Raw genomic sequence first — 23,430 nt, 5'->3', positions numbered from 1 at the left:
CCGAGTTGTATGTACCTCGCTTCAGCTGCCGACACAGCCCCGTCGGTGGCGACCCTCATAGACGAGTGGAGCAGACGTGAGCACCAGTATTGATTCGTTCGGAGCCAAGGGAACCCTCGAGGTCGGTGAGAACTCTTACGAGATCTTCCGCCTCTCGGCCGTCCCCGGCACCGAGAAATTGCCGTATTCCTTGAAGGTCCTCGCCGAGAACCTTCTCCGCACCGAAGATGGTGCCAACATCACCGCGGATCACATCCGCGCAATTGCAAGCTGGGATCCCTCAGCTGAGCCGAGCATCGAAATCCAGTTCACGCCTGCCCGCGTGATCATGCAGGACTTCACCGGCGTTCCTTGCATCGTCGACCTCGCCACCATGCGTGAGGCTGTCACCACCCTCGGTGGCGACCCCAACAAGGTCAACCCGCTCTCCCCCGCCGACATGGTCATCGACCACTCGGTCATCCTCGACGTCTTCGGCCAGGCCGACGCCCTCGAGCGCAACGTCGACCTCGAATACGAGCGCAACGGCGAGCGTTACCAGTTCCTCCGTTGGGGCCAGGGCGCATTCGACGACTTCAAGGTCGTCCCCCCGGGAATGGGCATCGTCCACCAGGTCAACATCGAGTATCTGGCACCGACGGTCATGTCCCGTAACGGACAGGCATACCCCGACACCTGCGTCGGCACCGACTCGCACACCACGATGGTCAACGGCCTGGGCGTGCTCGGCTGGGGCGTCGGCGGCATCGAGGCCGAGGCAGCAATGCTCGGCCAGCCCGTCTCCATGCTGATCCCCCGCGTTGTGGGCTTCAAGCTCTCCGGCGAGATCAAGCCAGGCGTTACCGCAACCGACGTCGTGCTCACCGCCACCGAGATGCTCCGCAAGCACGGCGTCGTCGGCAAGTTCGTCGAGTTCTACGGCAAGGGTGTCGCCGAGGTTCCCCTCGCGAACCGCGCAACCCTGGGCAACATGAGCCCCGAATTCGGTTCCACCGCAGCGATCTTCCCGATCGACAGCGAAACGATCGACTACCTGCGCCTCACCGGCCGCAGCGACGAGCAGCTTGCTCTCGTCGAGTCGTACGCCAAGGAACAGGGTCTGTGGCACAACCCCGACCAGGAGCCCGTCTTCTCCGAGTACATCGAGCTCGATCTGGGAACTGTTGTTCCCTCGATCGCCGGCCCGAAGCGCCCGCAGGACCGAATCCTGTTGTCGGACTCCAAGCCTGCGTTCCGCAAGGACATCCACAACTACGTGGAAGACAACCAGCCCACCGAGCACACCCAGCTCGACGAGGCCGTCGAAGAGTCCTTCCCCGCTTCCGATCCCGCAGTGCTCTCGTTCGCCGATGACGGAGCGGTCGACGTTCTCTCGGCAGCCAACGGTGCACAGGGCCGTCCGAGCAAGCCCGTCGTCGTCAAGTCCGACGCCGGTGAGTTCGTTCTCGACCACGGCGCCGTCGTAGTTGCCGGCATCACGTCGTGCACCAACACGTCCAACCCGTCGGTCATGCTCGGTGCCGCACTGCTCGCACGCAACGCCGTCGAAAAGGGCCTTACCACCAAGCCGTGGGTCAAGACCAACATGGCTCCCGGTTCGCAGGTCGTCACCGACTACTACGAGAAGGCCGGCCTGTGGCCGTACCTCGAGAAGCTCGGCTACTACCTCGGTGGTTACGGCTGCACCACGTGCATCGGTAACACCGGACCGCTGCCCGAGGCAGTCTCCAAGGCGATCAACGACAACGACCTCTCGGTCACCGCGGTGCTCTCGGGTAACCGTAACTTCGAGGGTCGTATCTCCCCCGACGTCAAGATGAACTACTTGGCTTCCCCGCCGCTGGTTATCGCCTACGGCCTCGCCGGAACCATGGACTTCGACTTCGAGACCGATTCGCTCGGTAACGACACCGACGGAAACCCCGTCTACCTCAAGGACATCTGGCCCTCCACGCAGGAGATCGAAGAGACGATCAAGTCTTCGATCGACCAGGACATGTTCCGCAAGTCCTACGCAACCATCTTCGCGGGCGACAGCCGCTGGCAGAACCTCGAAACCCCGAAGGGTGACACCTTCGACTGGGACGAGAACTCCACCTACGTGCGGAAGCCACCCTACTTCGACGGCATGACGATGGATCCGGCTCCGGTCAAGGACATCAAGGGCGCCCGCGTCCTCGCGCTGCTCGGCGACTCGGTCACCACCGACCACATCAGCCCGGCAGGTCCGATCAAGGTCGGCACCCCCGCTGCGCAGTACCTCGACTCTCACGGCGTCGAGCGTGCGGATTACAACTCGCTCGGATCGCGTCGCGGTAACCACGAGGTCATGATTCGCGGAACGTTCGCGAACATCCGTCTGCGCAACCAGCTCCTCGACGATGTCTCGGGTGGATACACCCGCGACTTCACGCAGGAAGGCGCACCGCAGGCATTCATCTACGACGCGTCGCAGAACTACCAGGCAGCCGGCATCCCGCTGGTCGTCCTGGGCGGCAAGGAGTACGGCTCCGGATCCTCGCGTGACTGGGCAGCCAAGGGCACGAGCCTGCTCGGCGTCAAGGCCGTCATCACCGAGTCGTTCGAGCGTATTCACCGCTCCAACCTCATCGGCATGGGCGTTGTCCCGCTGCAGTTCCCGGTCGGCGAGTCCGCAGGTTCGCTCAAGCTCGACGGCACCGAGACCTTCGACATCGAAGGCGTCGAGAAGCTGAACGAGGGCGTCACCCCGAAGACCATGAAGGTCACGGCAACGCGCGAGAACGGCGAGAAGGTCGTGTTCGACGCAGTCGTACGCATCGATACCCCCGGTGAAGCGGATTACTACCGCAACGGTGGCATCCTGCAGTACGTGCTCCGCAACATGATCCGAGGCTAGTTCGCCAGCCTGCCTTTTCCGCACGGCGGACTCAGCGACCTTGCTGAGTCCGCCGTGTGCGTTTGGTATCGGTTCACGGGTGGTGCCAACTCCGACACAGAGTCGGCACCGTCGAGATGCGCGAGACGAGGACAAGAACGTGCCCAAGGTCAGTGAAGACCATCTCGCGGCACGGCGCAGTCAGATCCTTGACGGTGCCCGCCGCTGCTTTGCGGAATACGGCTACGACGGCGCCACAGTCAGAAGACTGGAAGAAGTCACCGGGTTGTCCCGAGGCGCAATCTTTCATCACTTCAAGGACAAGGACGGACTCTTCCTCGCATTGGCGAGCGAGGACGCAAGCCGCATGGCTGACGTCGTCGCCGAAGAGGGCCTTGTGCAGGTGATGCGCGACATGCTCGCCCAGCCAGACCAATTCGATTGGCTGGGCACACGCTTGGAAATTGCGCGGCGGCTGCGAACCGATTCAGATTTCCGGGCCAAATGGTCACAGCGGTCAGCTGAACTCACCGAGGCCACCAGTGCACGTCTGGCCTTCCAGAAATCAGCCGGACGTTTGCGCGACGACGTTCCCACCGACGTACTGATCGGCTATCTCGATCTGGTGATGGACGGCCTGGTCGCCCGAATAGCGTCGGGCCATGCCGGCAACAACCTGTCGGCTGTCCTCGATCTGGTCGAGGAATCTGTGCGTCGACGGGACTAAGGGGCTTCGCCCCTGTGCGCACATTTGGTGATGCTGACTTCCAGTGCGGCGCACAGGGCGCGATGTCATTCGTCCAGGCTCTTCCTTCGATGCCCAACGCCACTGAGGTCGGCGCGATAATCGCGTCGGAAACCGGAACTCACACAGTCAATTGCCCTGTTCGATCGATCACCGGGACTGGGCCAGGCATGACGTCTGACGCTTCGAGAATGTCGTCGAGTATCGCTAGAACTGCACTCAGGGCGTGCCGACTGTCTCCGTCGGGCGCCACCGGCTGATGTTCAGCGACTGCGGACGTCAACACAACAGGAGTCCCTTGTCGTGCAAGTATTCCAGCGATTGATTCGCCGGGGTTGATCCAATTTTCCGGCAGGTTTTGTGCTGCGATTCTCGCGAAGGTCTCACGGATCCTGCGCTTATTCACGAGAGGCGCCACAATTTCGAATCCGAGCGCTTTGTTGTGTGCTTCGAATCGGTCGTACCAGCGTACGAGGGTGAACCCAGGCCAAATCTGTGGCGCGAGATAGTGAATGTCCGTTTCAGTGATGCCGGAGTTCCACATGGAAATCGTCGCCGCATCGAAGTCGATATGAATCCCACCCGTAGGGTCTTCATTGTCGATGATCACCGGCACAACCGGGTCGGGTTCGTATCCGGCGAAGATTTCCGGTCCAATCAGGAACTCGTCCTCGATATGCCCGTTTGTCGTCCACATCCGAACACTGCCTGCATTCCTGGTCGAGAGCAGTATGCCCCCACGTTTACCCTGATCCTCATCCCAAAATCGTGCATAGCGTTGGCGTTCGGACAGCGGTTCACTGCCAGACGCTGCAACACCTGATTCTTCCCAACTGTGTGCGCGACCGCGATCGATGTCGAGGTAGTCGTAGATCGAGCACAACGAGTCGGGTGCCCAGACAACTTTCCAGCCATTCCACGTTCGTTGGTGCAACTGATGCAGGAGTCGACGTTCGAGACCCGCCTCGGAATCTCCAATCGCGAGAACTTTCCTACCGACGTCGATCAGCGCGACTCCCTCACACCAGGTCGTGTCCAACCACGACTCCGGGTCGGATGCGTCGCAAGCGCTTTGGCTTCGTGCAAATCTCAATCCGTGCTCCGGACCCCAGGCGAGATCGAAACGTAGCGTGTTGGCCGCCCAGTGCGAGTAATACAGCTCGACCTCATCGTCGATAACGACGATGTTCGCTCGATTTCCCATCGACAGACGCCCTCCCAAGTACCTGGCATCAGGATTACAGGTCATGTGAACCGGTGTGCCTTCGGGCCTGGCCTCAATGACAATGCCGGCCAACTCGTGTCGAGTTGACCGGCATTGTCATTAGGTCTGATCAGGCCAGCTGAATCAGTTCGAGGTATTCCTGCGACCAGTGATCCTCGTTGCCATCGGGCAGAAGGATGACACGCTCGGGGTTCAGTGCCTCAGCCGCGCCCGGGTCGTGAGTCACCAGGACAACGGCGCCGGTGTAACTGCGGAGCGCGTCCAGGACCTGCTCGCGGGAGATCGGGTCGAGGTTGTTGGTGGGCTCGTCGAGCAGCAGTACGTTTGCTGCGGACGACACGAGGCCGGCCAGTGCTAGACGTGTCTTCTCACCACCGGAGAGCGTGCCGGCCGGCTGCTCGAGCTGCGGGCCCGTGAACATGAAGGCACCGAGGAGCGAACGCAGTTCCTGCTCCCCCGTATCCGGAGCCGCGTGGCGGATGTTCTCCCACACCGAATCGTTGTCGTCGAGGGTGTCGTGCTCCTGCGCGAAGTAACCGATCTTCAGTCCGTGACCCGCGATCAGCTCACCCGCATCAGCTTTCTCGGCGTTAGCAAGAATGCGCAGCAAGGTCGTCTTGCCGGCACCGTTGAGGCCGAGGATGACAACGCGAGATCCGCGGTCGATCGCAAGGTCGACACCGGTGAAGATCTCGAGCGAGCCGTACACCTTGGTGAGGTTCTTACCCATGAGCGGCGTCTTGCCACACGCTGCCGGCTCGGGGAAGCGGATCTTCGCTACCTTGTCGGAAACACGCTCGGCATCGAGGTTGGCCATCAACTTGTCAGCGCGCTTCGCCATGTTCTGAGCGGCAACAGCCTTGGTCGCCTTGGCGCCCATCTTGGCTGCCTGGATGCGCAGAGCACCGGCCTTCTTCTCGGCGTTGGCGCGCTCACGGCGTCGACGCTGCTCGTCCGTGGCCCGGGCGTCGAGGTACTTCTTCCAGTTCATGTTGTAGATGTCGGCTTCACTGCGCACGGCGTCGAGGAACCAGACTCGGTTGACGACGTCGTTGAGCAGGTCAACATCGTGACTGATGACCACGAGGCCACCCTCGTGATTCTGGAGGAATCCGCGCAGCCACGTGATGGAGTCGGCGTCGAGGTGATTGGTGGGCTCGTCGAGGAGCAGGGTCGTGTCCGAACGCGCACCGCTGCCATCGGAAGCGGCAAAGAGAATTCGGGCCAATTCGACGCGTCGACGCTGACCACCGGACAGTGTGCTGAGCGGCTGTCCGAGGATGCGATCTTCGAGACCGAGGCTGCTGGTGATGCGCGCAGCTTCACTCTCGGCTTCGTAGCCGCCCAGGGCGGAGAAGCGATCTTCGAGCTGGCCGTACTTCTTGACTGCTTTGTCCTGTGATTCCTGGTCGAGGACCTCGCCCATGAGAATCTGCTGCTTCTCCATGTCGCGGAGCATCGTGTCGAGGCCACGAGCGGACAGGACGCGATCCTTGGCGAGCACGCTCAGGTCGCCCTCTTTGGGGTCCTGGGGCAGGTAGCCGAGGTCGCCGGTACGCACTACCTTGCCCGCGTACGGCTCACCTTCGCCGGCGAGCAGACGCAGTGTGGTGGTCTTGCCGGCACCGTTACGACCGACCAAACCGATGCGATCACCGGGCTGAATTCGCAAGGACGGACCGGGCGCCGTGAGAAGGGTGCGGACACCGGCACGAACTTCGAGGTCAGTGGCGGTAATCAAGCAGAACTCCTCAGAACTAAAGACAACTACGGGCAATCGTGGTCTGACGGCAGACACAAGAACTTCCAATTTTACCGTGAGCTGAGGCCGTCTCCGACCAGCGGCGTGTGAATCCGCTAACAGTGGGACATCTGCGATCCAGATGGAATCCTCGGGGGATGACAACCCGATCGCACACCGCAGACGTCGCCATCGTGGGCGGCGGACCGGCCGGGCGGGCGCTGGCGACGCGATGCGTCGCCCGCAATCTGTCGGTCATTCTGGTCGATCCGCACCCCGCACGAGTGTGGACGGCAACGTATGCGGCGTGGCGCGATGAGCTTCCGACATGGCTTCCTGACGCCGCAATTTCCAGCAGCATCGACCACCCGTCGGCGTGGGCGGAACGACAGACAAACCTTGATCGCACCTATTGCGTATTGAATACATCAATACTGCAATCAATACTGTCGACCGGATCTACCCAGGTCATAGCAACAAAGGGCGACCATCTGACCGCCGACACGGTCAAGTGCGCCGACGGAACTCGTGTCCGCGCAGAGGTGGTCGTCGATGCCCGCGGCACGACGCTCACTCCGCGAACGGCGCAGCAAACCGCCTTCGGAGTTGTGCTCGATCACGCCGCCGCGGAACCCGCACTCGACGGCAATGCGGCCTGGTTCATGGATTGGCGACGCGACAACGGAACGGCCGAAAACGCAAGCCCGTCGTTCCTCTATGCCGTTCCCCTCGACAGCAACCGGATGCTTCTCGAGGAGACGTGCCTTGTGGGTCGGCCACCGCTGGCGCTCGGCGAGTTGAAACGCCGACTGCACATTCGGCTCCGCAACCGGGGCGTCACCGTTCCGGAAGACTCGCCTGTCGAACGCGTCCGATTCGCTGTGGAGTCACCACCTGGCCGACGCGGAGATCCTTTCCGGTTCGGCGCGCGCGGCGGACTGATGCATCCCGGCACCGGGTACAGCGTCGCCACGGCATTGAACGAAGCGGATGTTGTTGCGTTGGCGATTGCCCGCGGCGACGACCCTCAGCGCGCACTCTGGCCGCGCTCGGCACGAGGCGTCGCGGCACTACGACAAGTAGGACTGAGCGCGCTTCTCGCTCTCGAGGCCAGTGATGTCGAGACATTCTTCGCGACGTTTTTTGCTCTCCCCGTCGAACAGCAACGGGCCTATCTGTCCGAGCGCCGCGATGCGACCGCGACTGCGAAAGTCATGACGTCATTGTTTGCCGCCTCACCGTGGCGGGTCAGACGAACATTGATGGGAGCGCCATTTTCGGCCTCGAGATCGAAATGACAGTCATTGATAGCGTTCAATGACACTCGCCTGAGAATTGTCTGCCGCCCGCCACATCATTGGAGTTTCCTTGTTCATCCTCTATGCCGTCGTCGCTGTCATCCTGACGGCCACTCTCGCCGGATCTGCCTATCTCGACATCACCCGCGAAGAAAAACTGGTCGACACGCTGACCGGTTTGGGCGTTCCCGAAGAATGGATTCCAGGGCTCGGCGTGATCAAGTTGGTCGGCATCGTCGGCTTGCTGGTCGGGCTTGTGGTGCCTGCAATCGGAATTGCCGCTGCCGTCGGACTGATCCTGTATTTCATCGGCGCCGTAGCCGCTCACCTGCGATCCGGCGACCAGAACATCCTGCCTCCCGCGATGCTCGCACTCCTCGCCGTTGCCGCATTGGTGTTGCGTATCGCCTCGTCGTGACCCGCCGGTGCGGTGATCGCACACAACAATCCGACATCGAGCCCATGGTTTTCTCTCGCGCAATTGCGTTGCAGCGACCATCATGGGAACCATGCGATCGATTTGGAAAGGCTCGATAGCGTTCGGTCTGGTCAATGTTCCGGTCAAGGTGTACTCCGCAACAGAAGATCACGACATCAAGTTTCACCAGGTCCATGCCAAGGACGGTGGCCGGATCAAGTACAACCGCGTGTGCTCCGAATGCGGAAACACCGTGCAATTTGCCGATATCGACAAGGCATACGACGCAGAAGACGGTACGCGTGTTGTTCTGACCGACGAGGATTTCACCAAACTGCCCGCTGCGGAAAAGCATGAAATTCCGGTGCTCGAATTTGTGGCGAACGATCAGATCGACCCCATCCTCTTCGAGAAGAGTTACTTCCTCGAGCCGGATTCCGCGTCACCGAAGGCGTACGTCCTACTCTCCACGGTGCTGACGGAAAGCGACCGCACCGCGCTCGTCCACTTCACGCTCCGGCAGAAAACGCGTCTGGCGGCGTTGCGCGCCCGAGACGGTGTCCTGGTGATTCAGACGCTCCTGTGGCCGGATGAGGTCCGCGCTGCCGAGTTCCCTTCCCTCGACGGTGTGGACAAGCCGAAGCCGAAGGAACTCAAGATGGCCCAGACGCTGGTGGACAGCATGGCGGGCGATTTCGATCCGACCGAATTCACCGACGATTACCAACTGCAACTGCGCGAGCTCCTCGACAACATGATCGAAAGCGGCGGCAAGAAGGTCATCCCCGCAGCCGAGGTGGAACAGGGCGGCGAGGACGCCGACGTCGTCGATCTTGTGGCAGCACTGCAGCGAAGCGTCGACGAGGCTAAATCCAACGCGTCGAAGACCCGCAAGCGCGCCTGAACCGTTACCGCCGGATGTCCTGTTCGTCGATCAAGGCATCCAGTTCAGCATCGACGTCAGGGCCTCGATCACCGTCCGATGCGATGCCCAGTGTCACCGCGGGCCCGATCGCCGCCAGTCCGACGTCCGTGAACATGTCCGCGTGCGAGGTCGGGACCGGACGGTCCATGATTGCTCCGGATACGAACGGTCGCCACGCCGACGCAGTGCGCAGCGGGTCGAAGGTGTCCGTCTGCGCCGAGAAGAACAGCAGATCACCGACAAATCTGCCGGGTCGATAGTGATGCGCAAGGTGAGCCCCGGCGCAGTACTCGTCGTACAGTCGCGCGATCGTCTCGCTGGAGGCCAACGGATGATCGCCGATATTCTGACGAATGAGCACTTCTGCGGCTGCCGGCGTCAACTCCCCAGCATCAGGGACCGCTATCCCCAGCCCCGCCACCAATTCTGCGAGGGTGGGTTGCGCGCCGTCCATTGTCGGATCCTCGAGGACAAAACTGTCCAGCAGAATCAGTTCGGCAACGTTCTCCCCCAGTGCCTGCAGTTGCACCGCAACTGCGTGCGCGATCAGTCCCCCGATCGACCATCCGAGTACGTGATAGGGACCGTGCGGCTGAACTCGGCGGATCTCCGCGACGTAGTACGCCGCAAAATCCTCGATCAACTCTGCCCGGAATTCCGGGTCCGTGAGGACTGGCGACTGCAGACCGTACAGCGGCCGGGCCGGATCGACGTATTGGGCCAACCCGCCGTAGCACCAGGCCAAGCCGATCGCCGGATGGACGCAGAACAGCGGTTCGGCTTCCCCTGACGTTCGAATCGGCAGTAGAACCGACAACGCTGTTGTATCCGACTCGGGCGAGACTGCGCCGGAAACCTTGCGCGCAAGAGCCTCCGGAGTCGGATCCGAGAACAACCACCCGACGGGAACTGTGCTGCCGGTCTTCGCTTCGATCGCTGCGACCAGACGTGTTGCCATCAGCGAATTTCCGCCGAGATCGAAGAAGTTCGAATCGGCATGGACCACGTCGAGATCGAGTACCTCGGCGAACGCCCCGCAGACAGCAATCTCGTCGGCCCCTTCCGGCCTGCGCCCGCCGTTGTCGTCCCACGTCGGGGCCGGGAGCGCGGAGCGATCGACCTTGCCTGCCGGCGATGTCGGGATCGACTCGATCGTCACGAAGGCAGACGGCACCATGTGCGTCGGCAGCAAGCGGGCGGCATGACGGCGCACCACCGTCGCATCAATACTTCCGCCGGCGATGGGGACGACGTACGACACGATCCTGGAATCGCTGCCGGTTCCCACGACGGCCGTCACGGCGGCGCGGACCGAAGGCTCCGATGCCACGACAGCGTCGATTTCCCCAAGTTCGATGCGGAAACCACGCACCTTGACCTGATGGTCCGCACGTCCGAGGTAGTTCAGCGAGCCTGTGCGATCGCTACGGACAAGATCGCCGGTGCGGTACATCCGCGTACCGGCCTGGCCGTGAGGGTCCGCGACAAACCGTGTTGCGGTCAACGCGGGATTGCCGAGGTACCCGCGCGCGAGTCCGGCTCCGCTGACGTACAACTCACCGACGAGTCGCGCGGGTACCGCGTGCAGGCGCGAATCGAGAACACGTGCATCGACGCCTCGAATGGGGCCGCCGATCGATACCGAATCCCCTACGGTCAACGCGTCGCTGATAGTGACCGCGACGGTGGCCTCGGTCGGACCGTAGGCGTTGAACATCCGTCGCCGTGGAGCCCACCGGGACACCAGATCGGCTGAGCAGGTGTCGCCTCCCACGATCACAACATCGAGCTGATCGAGCCCGCCGGGATCAACCGTCGCCAAGGCTGCGGGGGTGACAAAGGCATGAGTGACCGCACAGCGCTGCAGTACATCCCGCAGTTCGGAACCGCCGTAGACCGTCGGCGGTGCAATCACCATGGTTGCGCCGGCGCCGACGGCAAGAAGCAATTCGAGAACCGAAGCGTCGAAGCTGGGAGACGCAAAACTCAGGGTGCGGGAATCAGCTGTGACGGCGAATCGCTCGCGCTGTTCCTCCGCAAAAGCCGCCAGTCCCGCATGGGTGACCAACACACCCTTCGGCTTTCCCGTCGAACCGGATGTGTAGATCAGGTAGGCCGGCTGATCGAGTTCGAGCGGCACCGAACGGACGTCTGCACTGCCGTTTGTGAGGTCGAGGGACGAGGGTGTCAGCCATCGCACGGCGTCCGGAAGGCCGGCGACATAGTCACCGTCTGTCACGCCCAGAACCGCGCCGCTGTCCGTAAGCATGTGTTCGATGCGTTCGGCCGGGTACGCCGGGTCGACGGGCAGGAACGCCGCGCCGGACTTGGCAACGGCCCACACTGCGATCACGTAGTCGACGGAGCGCGGTAGTGCTATCGCGACAATTGTTTCCGGGGCGGCGCCACTGCGTACCAACGCGCGGCACAAAGCGTCAGAGCGGTGATCCAGTTCGCCGTAGGTCAGCGAGTGTGTCCCCGCCGCGTCGATCAATGCCAGTGCCGATGGCTCGGATGCGGCGCGGGCAAGAAGTTGCGGCAGCGTCATGGCGCCGGTGGCCGTGGCACCGCGCACAGCACGAGACTCGTTCGATCCGGCGAGTGGCACATCACCGACCGCAACGGTCGGATTGACGGTCACCTCGGCGATGAGGGTCTCCAGCATTGTCGCGAACGACGCAGCGGTGTCGGCGTCGAACAGATCTGTTGCATACGTCAGCGACGCGGTGTAGCCGCCGCCTTCGTCGTCCGTCTGTTCCACAACCGTGAATTGCAGATCGAACTTCGCGACGTCTGGCGTGATCTCCTCTACCCGCACGTTCAGTCCGGGTAGTTCCCACGCCACCTGATGCGCGGCGTGGAACGAGAACATCGTCTGGAACAGCGGATGGCGATCGGTAGTACGTGTCGGGGCAACGACCTCCACAACCTGCTCGAACGGAATGTCTGTGTGCGCAAACGCGTCCAGGTCAACGGTGCGAACGGTGCGCAGTACGTCGAGGAATGTCGCTGCGGGATCGACAATCGTTCGCAGGCCAATCGTATTGACGAACATTCCGACCAGATCGTCGAGAACGCGGTGGCCACGACCGGCCACCGGTGAGCCGACCACGATGTCGCTGCTGCGACTCAGGCGAGACAGCAGCGCGGCGTAGGCCGCGTGCAACACCATGAACGGTGTGGCCGCGTTCGAGGTGGCCAGAACTTCCACGGCTCCGCGAATGTGCGCCGGCAGAGTGACGCTGACGTGGGCGCCGGCCAGCGTTTGGGTGAGCGGGCGCGGCCGATCGGCGGGAAGATCGATCAACTCGGGTGCCCCGAGCAAGGTTTCCCGCCAGTAAGACGCCTGTGCGCCGAGCACACTTTCCGGCTCGTCCACAGTTCCCAGTGCCTGGCGCTGCCACAGCGCGAAGTCTGCGTAGTGCACGTCAAGGGGTGTGAAGTGTGGAGCATGACCGGAGCATCGCGCCACGTAGGCGGTGAGCACGTCCTTCATCAAGGGGGCGACGGACCATCCGTCCGCCGCAATGTGGTGCACGACGACGACAAGAGTATGGCGATCCGGTGCCGTCTCCATCAGTAGTGCGCGGATGGGCGCTTCGGAGGTGACGTCGAAGCCGCGAGAGGCAAAGTCGCGGGCGGTCGACATCCACCCGCGGTCGCCCGCGGTCTCGAATTCCACGGCGGTGACGTTGCGCTGCACCATTTGATGCGGCCCCGAGTCGGAGTCGGGAAAAACCGTTCGCAAGATCTCGTGACGCTCGATCACGTCGAGCACTGCAGCTTCGAGAGCGGGCACGTCGAGGCTGCCGCCCAGCGAAATTGCCGCCGGAATGTTGTAGGCAGGCGAGGCTGGATCGAGGTGGTTGAGGAACCAGATGCGTGCCTGCGCGTACGACAGGGGAATTCGCTCGGGGCGCTCGCCGACGGCGATCCGCGGCAGCGCCCGGACCGGGGCCGTTGAATCCAGCGTGGCTGCAAGGTCTCGAATGTCGGGATATTCGAACAGCATACGGACCGGAACGTGGCGGCCCAGTGACTCACCCAGACGCGCGACCAGCCTGGTCGCGAGAAGTGAATTGCCGCCCAGTTCGAAGAAATTGTCCAGGGCGCCGATGTCCTCGGTACCGAGTAGTTCTCCGAATGCGTCGGCGACCATCAGTTCGGTGGCCGTGACCAGGGGCGCAACCGTTCGCTCGATCAGGCCCAGTACCGGCTCTGGTAGTGCGGCGCGGTCCAGCTTTCCGACGGGGGTGAGCGGGACGTGGCCGATCGGAGTGATCGCCGATGGCACCATGAACGCCGGCAGGGATCGTCGGGCGTGGCTCAGAAGTTCTTCTACCGCAACTGTTTCCGTCGCCAGCACAACGTACGACGCCAACATCGTCTCGCCTGCCGGGCCGTCCACTCCAACGGTGACGGCAAATTCGACGCCGGGGTGGCTGCTGAGAACCGAATCGATTTCGCCGAGTTCGATGCGGAACCCACGAACTTTCACCTGATGATCGGACCGTCCGACGTAGTCGATGGTTCCGCCGACAGTCCATCGCACCAGATCACCGGTCCGGTACATCCGAGTTCCACTGGGGCCGAAGGGCGCCGCTACAAAACGTGATGCGGTCAGCGCGGGCTGACCGAAGTATCCGCGGGCCAGACCGAGACCGGCGATGTACAGCTCCCCCGTCACACCGACGGGTACCGGGTTTCCGGATCCGTCGAGAACAACAGCGGACACTCCCCGAACCGGTCCACCGATGGTGACCGGCTCTCCCACGGTCAACGCGTCGCTGATGCACACCATGACCGTGGTTTCGGTGGGTCCGTAGCCGTTGAACAATCGGCGCCCCGGCGCCCATCGCCGCACCAGTTCGGGCGGGCACGCTTCGCCGCCGACCACGATCGATTGAAGTACGTCGAGCCCGGTGGGATCGACCGATGCAAGCGCGGCCGGTGTGATGAAGGCGTGCGTGACGCCTTCGTCGACAATGAGTTCAGCCAGATCCTGACCGCCGTACACATCCGGTGAGGCAATCACCATCGTCGCGCCGGTATCGACGGCGAGCAGTAGTTCGAGGATGGAAGCGTCGAAGCTCGGTGACGAAAAATGAAGCGTCCGCGACGAGGCGGAGATGCCGTATCGCTGCGATTGTTCTGCGGCCAAAGCGCTCAGTCCACGATGAGTGACGCTGACGCCCTTTGGTTTACCCGTCGAACCCGACGTGTAGATGATGTATGCGAGGTTGTCGATGCGGATGGGCGCTGCCGGAACCACGTGATCGCGCGGTTCGAAGGCCACTTCGTCCATCGTCAACCAGGGCACAGACCGTGGTAGCGACTCGAACACGGACTGCGTCGTCAAGCCGCGTGACGCCCCGGAATCGATGAGCATGTGCAGGATTCGATCAGCCGGATATCGCGGATCGACGGGGACAAAGGCTGCACCGGTCAATGCCACACCCCACAGCGACACTATCGATTCGACGGATCGCGGAATCGCAATCGCCACAATGTCTTCGGCGCCGATTCCCGCCGTCGCCAACCGATGCGCCACGGCGCAGGCGCGGGAATACAGTTCGCGATAACGCACGGTGACATTTCCGGATCGGAGCGCAATCGACTGTCCGGACTCCATTGCCGTCTGCGTGAATATGTCTGCCAGGGTTCGCGATCCGACCCAGGCCGGTCCGCGAACCGGCATCAGCGACGCATGCTCGTCTGCGGTGAGCAATGCGATATCGGCGATCGTGATCTGCGGATCGGCGATCACAGCTCGCGCCACCGAGTCGAATCGTGCGGCAATCCGGGCTGCGGTGTCCTCGTCGTACAAGGCCTGCGCAAAACGAAGGGAACCGGTGATCTCCGGGTTGTCGGAATCACCTGCCACGAGCGTCAGTTCGAGATCGAATTTCGCTGTTTCAGGATCGAGGGGCTCCGCGTGCAGATGGACTCCGTGCACACTCACCTGCGGAGACACAAGATTCTGGTGGTAGGACAGCATGACCTGGAACACCGGGTGACGCGGCGTCGACCGATCGAAATCCAGTGCGTCCACCAGCAGGTCGAAGGGCAGATCGGCGTGTTCGAAGGCGGCGAGGTCACTCTCGCGCACGGCATCGAGGAGGTCGGTGAACGACGCTCGGTGATCAACCGCAGTGCGCAGCGGCACCGAATTGACGAACATTCCGATCAGCGCGTCGAGTTCGGGGCGCCCACGGCCGGCGACCGGTGTCCCGATCACTACGTCGTCGGTCGCACCGAGGCGGGCAAGTGCAACGGCAAGAATCGCGTGCAGGACCATGAACTGCGTTGTTCCGGTCTCGCGGGCGATTGCTCCGATGCGCCTGCCGGCATCGGCGTCGAGAATGACGGGGACGGAACCGACCGAGGTGGTGGACTCGGATCCGCGTGGACGGTCCCGGGGCACTGGCAATTCGTCCGGCGCGCCGGCCATTGCTGCTGTCCAGAATCGCAGCTCACGAGAAAGCAGGCTTTCGGGATCGTGTGCATCCCCGAGAACGCTGTGCTGCCACAGTGCGTAATCGGCGTACTGCACGTCCAGCGGTATGAATGCCGGTGTGTCGCCCACTGCCCGAGCCGAATAGGCAGCAATGAAATCCGCGGCGAACGGCGTCAACGACCAACCGTCGAAAGCAATGTGGTGGATAACTACCACCAGACGGTGCACGTCCGGGCCTTCGCGTACCAGCAGCGCCCGCAGCGGCAGGTCCGAACTCAGGTCGAAACCTCGCCCGGTGAACTGGTCCGTCGCGGTATTCGCGTCCTCAGTGGGCCGTTCCACTGCAAAATTCACGTCGGCCCACGCACGAACAATCTGACTGGGACCGTCGGCGTCCTCGACATAGATGGTCCGAAGCGCTTCGTGACGTGCAATGACGTCGGCCAATGCCGCTTCGAGTGCATCGACCGAGACGTCTCCGGTGATCCGAATCGCGAACGGAATGTTGTACGCGGAGGACGTCGGATCAAACCGGTTGACGAACCACAGGCGCTGTTGCGCGGCCGAGAGTGGCACGCGATCGGGGCGGACTCCGGCAGTGAGCGTCGGGCGATCGTCCACCGCCTGTGCCCACGACTTCAGTCGCAATGCAAGCCCCTCGACGGTGGGGTTCTCGAAGATCGAACGCACTTCTACCGCGATGCCCGTCGCAGCGGTCAGTCGTGCGGTGACCTGCGTTGCGATCAGCGAGTTACCTCCGAGATCGAAGAAACTGTCGCTTGCCCGCACGTCGGTCACATCCAGGAGCGAAGCGAAGACATCCGCCACTGCCTGTTCGAAACCTGGCTCCGGCGCACGCCCGGTGCCGAGGATTTCACGCGCAACCGGCGTGGGTAGCGCCCGGCGGTCCAGCTTTCCGACCGGAGTCAGCGGGATGGCGTCGATTGCGGTGATCGACGACGGAATCATGTAGCGCGGCAGGGTTTCCCCGAGCAACCCGAACAGAGCTTCCGTATCGCGGTTCTCGCCGCTGAACAGCACGTACGACGCCAGAGTGGTCCCCACCGAGGATTCGACGATCGAGGATTCGACGGCGATTGTCGTCGCGAACTGCACAAACGGTGACTCCATCAGGGCAGCGTCGATCTCGCCGAGTTCGATGCGGAATCCGCGGATCTTGAGTTGATGATCGCTGCGCCCGACGTAGCGAAGTGTGAAGTCCTTGGTCCACCGAACGAGATCGCCGGTTCGGTACATCCGTGCGCCGTTTGCCGAATAGGGATGTGCGACAAAACGATCCGATGTCAGCCCGGCACGACGGTGATAGCCGCGAGCCAGCCCCGGTCCACCGATGTACAACTCGCCGACACCGCCGACCGGCACCGGCCGCAGCCGCGAGTCCAAGACAACAGCGTCGATACCGCGAATCGGTCCGCCGATGGTGATCGACTCGCCGGGTTCGATCGGGTCGCTGATCGCCACCATCACTGTGGTTTCGGTGGGCCCGTATCCGTTGTGCAGTCGACGTCCCCGGCCCCAACTCTCGACGAGTTCCGGTGTGCAGACATCGCCACCGACGACAACACATTCAAGGTCGGAGATACCGGCGGGATCCACCGTCGCGAGCGCCGCGGGCGTGATGAAGGCGTGTGTCACCGAACTGGTTCGAAGGAACTTCCCGAGCGCGTCGCCACCGTAGATGTCGGCCGGCGCGATCACCATCGTTGCGCCCGTGGAACCCGCGAGCAGAAGTTCGAGTACGGCACCGTCGAAACTCGGTGACGCAAAATGCAGAGTCCGTGAATTCTCGGTGATCCGATACCGATCCTGCTGTTCCCGCGCAAGATTTGCCAGCCCCGAGTGCGTGACGACCGTACCCTTCGGGACACCTGTCGATCCGGACGTATAGATGATGTAGGCCGCTGACGCCGGTGTAATCGGTGTGGATTGCGTGTCCCAGACGATCGGCGAGTCCGGGTACGCCGCGACCTCCGCCGCAGTGTCCGGGTCACGGAAGTCGATCCACGCACTGATGCTGCCACCTGCGGCAGCGTCGACTGACCTGATGCCGATCCGCGCTTCGGAGTCCTCGAGCATGTGTGCGACGCGATCTTCCGGGTACCGCGGGTCGACGGGAACAAAAACTCCACCGGATTTGGCGACTGCCCACACCGCAAGAACCGAGTCGACCGACCGCGCCACTGCCAGGGCTACCGGCACCTCACCGCAGACTCCCAGGTCCATGAGGTACCGAGCGATTCGATTGGATTCGCTGTCGAGCTCGCGATACGACAGTGCTCGCTCACCGTCGTCGACGGCAATCCGGTCCGGATACGCCCCTGCCGTTTCGCCCAGAATCTGCGCCAATGTCGCGTCCGGCACCCCGGCCTGACCACGTCGTGGCAGTAGGGCGGCAGTTTCTCCGCCGCCGAGCGTATGAAGATCACCGACCGGAGTTGTCGGGTTCAGAACTGCGAACTCGACCAACGTCACGAAATTCCTGGCGATCGCTTCGATCGTCGAGCAGTCGAACAGATCGGTGGAATACGTGAAGACGGCGTCGATGCCGCCTGGATGCGCGATCTCCCCGCTCACAGCTTCGTGCCGTTCGGCGATCGTCAATTCGAGATCGAACTTGGTGAGGCCGGTATCGACCGCGCTGGCCGACATCGAAATCCCGGCAATTTCTCCGGTGTGGGCAGTCGCGATCCGCGAGGTGATTGCCACCTGGAACACCGGGTTGTGCGACGACGAGCGATCGAGTTCGAGTGCGTCCACCACAACGTCGAACGGCAGGTCGGCGTTGTCGAAAGCGTCGAGGTCGATGCTTCTGACCTGCTCGAGGTACTCGTGGAACGTCACGCCGCGATCGATGACCGTCCGCAACGCGAGTGTATTGACGAACATCCCGACGATCGGGTCCAGAGACCTGTCCCCTCGACCGGCGACCGGCGTTCCGATGACGATGTCGTCCGTGCCGCTGTACTTGGCCAGGAGCAACGCGAAACAGGCGTGCAGAGCGATGAACGGCGTGGCACCGTGGCCGGCGGCGAGCGCCGCCAACTTCTGATGAATGGACGCGTCGATTGTGAAGTCCACGTGCGAACCTCGCAGCGACGGCTCGATCGGGCGAGGTCGATCGATCGGCAGATCAAGTTGTTCGGGCGCGCCCGCGAGTTGCTCATTCCAGAACAGAATCTGTTTGGATGCAAGCGAATTCGAGTCGTCGATGTCACCGAGAAGCTGACGATGCCACACGGCGTAATCGGCGTACTGGACGGCAAGCGGATTCCACATCGGAGCGTTGCCCGTAACCCTGGCTGCGTAAGCGCTGGTGAGGTCGGCGGCCAGCGGAGCGAGCGACCACCCGTCCGCAACCATGTGATGCAGGACAACCACCAGGACAGATTCGTCGGTACCGGAAACCTGGATCAGCAGGAACCGCACCGACGATTCACGCATCAGATCAAATCCGGCCGAAGCAAATTCGAAGATCCGGGCATCGAGCACGCTCGGTTCGACGTCGATGGATTCCAGCGCCTCGAAGCTCTCGCGGGGATCGAGGATCTCCTGAACTGCCTGGTCACCTCGTTGCGGAAACACCGTGCGCAGCGATTCGTGCCGAGTCACGACGTCGAGAAGAGCCTGCGACAGCGCAGCGGTGTCGACGCTGCCCCGAAGCGATATCGCAAACGGAATGTTGTACGCACCGGACTCCGGGGCCACACGCCCGAGGAACCACAATCGCTGCTGTGCGGGCGCGAGCGGTAGCGTCTCCGGCCGTGGGGCAACGCGGAGGGCATCCTCATCTGTCGACTGCGTTGCCTGTTCGACCGTCGCGGCGATTCCGGACACGGTCGGGTGATCGAACAGTGCCCGCAGGGGCATTCGCACACCCGTAGCCTCGGCTACGCGGGCCACGACCGTCGTCGCAACCAAGGAATTTCCGCCGAGATGGAAGAAGTTGTCGTCGAGTCCGAGCGGGCCACTGCCCAAGATGTCCTCAAGTACAGCGGCAACAGCGATTTCGGTCGCGGTAACCGGCGACCGAAATGCCGTCTGCGAACCCAGGATCGGGGCGGGCAGACTCCGTCGGTCGAGTTTTCCGTTGGTGGTCAAGGGAATTGCGTCGATCATCATGAACGCGTCGGGAACCATGTACGTCGGGAGCATTCCGGCCGCATGAGCTCGCAACGCCGCAGCGTCGTAGGCATCCGTCGTGGTCACGTACGTGACAAGGACATCGCCGGCCGGTGTGGGTGCCACCAACGTCACGGCGTCGTTTACTCCAGGAGCGGCGAGGACTACGGCGTCGATCTCACCGAGTTCGATCCGGAATCCACGAATCTTGACTTGAGCGTCACCGCGGCCGAGGTACTCGAGCCGGCCGGGTTCGATCCAGTGAGCCCGGTCTCCGGATCGGTACAGCCGTCCTCCACCGGCGTTGAACGGGTCGGCGACAAACCTGCACGCAGTCAGGTCCGGGCGGCCGAGGTAGCCGCGGGCAAGTTGGCCGCCGGCCACGTAGATCTCCCCCGCAACACCGACCGGGACGGGTGCGAGATGGTCGTCGAGTAGGTAGACCCGAAGCCCGGCGATGGCGTCACCGATCTGGCTGCCCGTCCCGGAGCGTGCGTGTGCACTGTCGAGTTCGAGACGAGTGACGTGCACCGTTGTTTCGGTGATGCCGTACATGTTGACGAGAGTCGGTGCCGAATCACTGTGGTTACCGCTATCACTGTGGTTGTCATACCAACGCCCGAGTCGACGCAGGTCCAGCGCTTCGCCGCCGAAGATCACGTAGCGAAGTGCGGTCTCCGACATCGCGCGCGCATCCGCCTCGATGTACTGGTAGAACGCCGACGGTGTCTGATTGAGCACGGTGACGCCCTCATCGGCGACAAGGGCGCGGAAGGCATCGGGATCACGCGACAGGTCGTGGTCGACGAGTACCAGCGTTCCGCCGTTCAGCAGCGCTCCCCACAATTCCCACACCGAGAAGTCGAAGGCAAACGAGTGGAACATCGTCCACACATCGGTGTGGTCGAACCCGAAATCGCGCCGGGTGTTCTCGAACAGCCGCATCACCGCCGCGTGCGTTACGGGTACGCCCTTCGGCCGCCCTGTCGAACCCGAGGTGTAGATGACGTACGCCAGATTGTCGGCGCTGTGAAAGCCAAGGAGGTCGCCGAGCGCGTCTGCGGAGAATTCGGCGGATTCGACGCCGACCACCACAGCATCAGGTATCTCGGAGTCGGAGATGATGCACACCGGCTTCGCGTCGTCGATCACAAAGCTCACACGATCGGCCGGGTGCGCACGATCGAGCGGAAGATAAGCACCGCCGGCCTTCAACACGGCAACGGCCGCGACGATCATGTCGAGCGATTTCGTCAGCATGATGCCGACAAGCGATTCGGAGTGCACGCCCGTCTGGATCAGCTTGCGGGCCAGCTGGTTCGATCGCTCGTCCAGCACTCGATACGACATCCGCTCGGTGCCGGCGACCACGGCAACAGCATGTGGCAGGTCCCGGATTCGACCGGCCAGAATGTCGGTCAGGGTGCGGACCGGTATCGGCGCCGGCGCCGCCGGTACGAGCGCAACGCGCTCGTCTGCACGCAATAACGTGACCGCACCCAGAGCCGAAAGAGGTGACGTCACCATCGCGGTCAGAATGCGAGTGAAGCGGTCTGCAAGATCCCCGGCAGCCTGCTTCGGGCCGAGCCAGTCCACAACCCCGACGATCTCCTGGTCGGCCTGACCGTGATTCCCCGTCGGAACCGTCACAGCGACAACAAGATCCGGATCGGTAGCGATGTCGGACCCGGTGGGTACGCCCACCATCAGTCCGGGAAACCGAGGATGCGCGTCGAGAGGTTCGTCGAAGCAGAGCATCGCCCGGAAAAACGGCCCGGTCTCCACCGTGCGTCCGTCACCGAGCGCCGCGGTGACCGACGCCAGAAGGGTGTCCGCATGTTCGAATGCTTCGACGGTGACGCCGTCCACGAGTTCGACCACATCCGCCAACGTCGCGGACGTCGACACTTCGGTTCTCAGGACCAATTGATTGGCGAACATCGACACAAAATCATCGGGGCTCGGCGAACCGTATCCACGCACCGACACCCCGAGTGAAATTTGTTCAGCGGAACCGTGACGCCGCAGCAGACCCACCATCGCGGACTGCAGCAGCACGAACATGCTCGTGTCCATCGCAGCGGCCATCGATTCGAGACGCCGGAACACATCGGATTCGATGACGACAGGCGCCTGGGAGCGCACTCCGTCCGCCGAGACCGGCAATCCCAGTTCTTCTGCCGGGGTCGAGAGTTTCCGCGCCCAGTATTCGATGTTGCGTGAATGCCGGACATTGTCGACCCAGCTCCGCGCCCCTTGAAAATCGATATCCGACAACCTCGTGTCGGGACCAGCAGCGCAGAACAATGCGAGGAAATCGAGGAATCCACGATGGTGGGTTGTGATCGTCTCGTCGGTATAGAGATTCGGGTTAGCCGCGAAATCGATCTGAATGTCGCCGGTTGTGGACGGCTGATAGACGTTGACCGACAAATCTTCCACCGGCCCCGTCGAGATCACCCTGAGTTCACCGGCGGCAGCACCGAGAGTAATACCGGAATGGAACAACATCAGATTGATCAGGGGACCGTGAAATCCACGGCCATCGGCAATGGCTTTACTACCCGCGTTGAGATCTCGTCGCAGATCCTCGTGCCGATACTTCTGATGCCGCAATGCGCCGGTGAGCTCGAGTTTCACCTCGCGGAGCACGTCCCTGACGCAGAAGTTCGGGTCGATCGTTGCCCGAAGCGGCACAACGTTCGACATCATTCCGCCGGACCGCCTGGCCGCCTTTGTCGTCCGTCCGGACACGGGCAGACTCAGGACCACGTCACGGGTGCCGATCGCGCGAGCCAGGTATGCCGCCAAGGCTCCGATGACGACTGACGCGGTTGTCGCATCATGAGCGTCCGCGATAGTTGCGAGTGTGTTTCGCAGCGCCACAGGCACAGTCGCCGACCGGATTCTGGCCCACGACTGGGACGGGGCCGTCGTCGATGCCAGGGACGTCCCGGCTGGCTGATCAGCCATCTTCGTGTTCCAGTACTCACGATCGCGGTTCCATCGCGCTGAATCCAGATAGTCGGATTCGGACTTGACCAGAGCGGGGAGCGACGCCGCCTCCTGGTCGGGAACCGGTTCGTTCCGAACAGATGCGGTGTATATCTCGGCAGTGCGATTCATCATCGACATCGCTCCGAAGCCGTCGAGAGCTACGTGGTGGATCCGGCTGTACCAGTAGTAACGGTTGTCGCGAAGCAGGAGAACTGCCATCCGCACCAGACGATCGACGAACGGATCCATCGGAGTGGTGTGTTCGCGGTGCATCCAATCTTGGGCTGCTGCTTCAGGATCCGGCTCGCCGCGCAAGTCCACCACATCCAGGTGGTCATCCATATCCACGTCGAGCCATTGCCGCGGTGTGCCGTCCACCTCGACCAATCGGAGATATCCGGATCCGATCTCGCGCCCCGTCTGCTTGCTCGCCGCTGTCAGGACCGCGATGTCCAACGGTCCGTCCACGTCGACGTACTGAGCAATGGTGACGGGAACTTCCGGCCTCAGCTGCTGCGCGACAAGTAGGGACAGCTGCGACGGTGATAGCGGGAAAGTGTCGGACATGCTTCCTCGATAGGGGCTGTCTTCCACACGGATCTCCCTTGAACGAAGTAGTCGTGACAC

8 protein-coding genes are annotated in these 23,430 nt (G+C 62.5%); 5 read left to right on the top strand and 3 right to left on the bottom strand.

Features of this window, described 5'->3' with window-relative positions; translation table 11 throughout:
* The first annotated feature begins 76 nt into the window (after positions 1–76).
* Positions 77–2,878, top strand: coding sequence for an aconitate hydratase AcnA (gene acnA, locus FFI94_RS14900; RefSeq protein WP_138868545.1), 2,802 nt, complete (start codon positions 77–79; stop codon positions 2,876–2,878).
* Positions 2,879–3,017: 139 nt separating this feature from the next.
* Entirely contained in the window at positions 3,018–3,584 is a 567-nt protein-coding gene (locus FFI94_RS14895; protein ID WP_138873196.1) for a TetR/AcrR family transcriptional regulator, read from the top strand.
* Positions 3,585–3,723: 139 nt separating this feature from the next.
* On the opposite strand, the gene FFI94_RS14890 is transcribed toward FFI94_RS14895, so the two are convergent.
* Positions 3,724–4,806 (bottom strand): hypothetical protein, encoded by a 1,083-nt coding sequence (locus FFI94_RS14890; protein ID WP_138868544.1) that lies wholly within the window; start codon positions 4,804–4,806, stop codon positions 3,724–3,726.
* 130 nt (positions 4,807–4,936) lie between these two features.
* Positions 4,937–6,568, bottom strand: a complete 1,632-nt coding sequence (locus tag FFI94_RS14885) for an ABC-F family ATP-binding cassette domain-containing protein (RefSeq protein ID WP_138868543.1) — start codon at positions 6,566–6,568, stop codon at positions 4,937–4,939.
* A gap of 158 nt (positions 6,569–6,726) precedes the next feature.
* Between FFI94_RS14885 and FFI94_RS14880 the strand changes: the two genes are divergently transcribed.
* From FFI94_RS14880 to FFI94_RS14870, 3 genes are all read left to right on the top strand, one after another.
* Positions 6,727–7,866, top strand: coding sequence for a lycopene cyclase family protein (locus tag FFI94_RS14880; protein ID WP_138868542.1), 1,140 nt, complete (start codon positions 6,727–6,729; stop codon positions 7,864–7,866).
* A gap of 70 nt (positions 7,867–7,936) precedes the next feature.
* Positions 7,937–8,284, top strand: coding sequence for a DoxX family protein (locus FFI94_RS14875; RefSeq protein ID WP_138868541.1), 348 nt, complete (start codon positions 7,937–7,939; stop codon positions 8,282–8,284).
* A gap of 82 nt (positions 8,285–8,366) precedes the next feature.
* Entirely contained in the window at positions 8,367–9,188 is an 822-nt protein-coding gene (locus tag FFI94_RS14870; RefSeq protein WP_138868540.1) for a Ku protein, read from the top strand.
* Between the two features lie 4 nt (positions 9,189–9,192).
* Here FFI94_RS14870 and FFI94_RS14865 read toward each other — a convergent pair whose 3' ends face one another.
* Positions 9,193–23,370 carry a non-ribosomal peptide synthetase gene (locus FFI94_RS14865; RefSeq protein WP_138868539.1) on the bottom strand — a complete coding sequence of 4,726 codons (14,178 nt, stop codon included), beginning with the start codon at positions 23,368–23,370 and terminating at the stop codon, positions 9,193–9,195.
* Between the last annotated feature and the right edge of the window lie 60 nt (positions 23,371–23,430).

The organism is Rhodococcus sp. KBS0724, from assembly GCF_005938745.2.
Taxonomy (GTDB): domain Bacteria; phylum Actinomycetota; class Actinomycetes; order Mycobacteriales; family Mycobacteriaceae; genus Rhodococcus_F.
The sequence above is the reverse complement of the archived record's forward strand: the minus strand, read 5'-3'. Positions and strand labels throughout refer to the sequence as shown.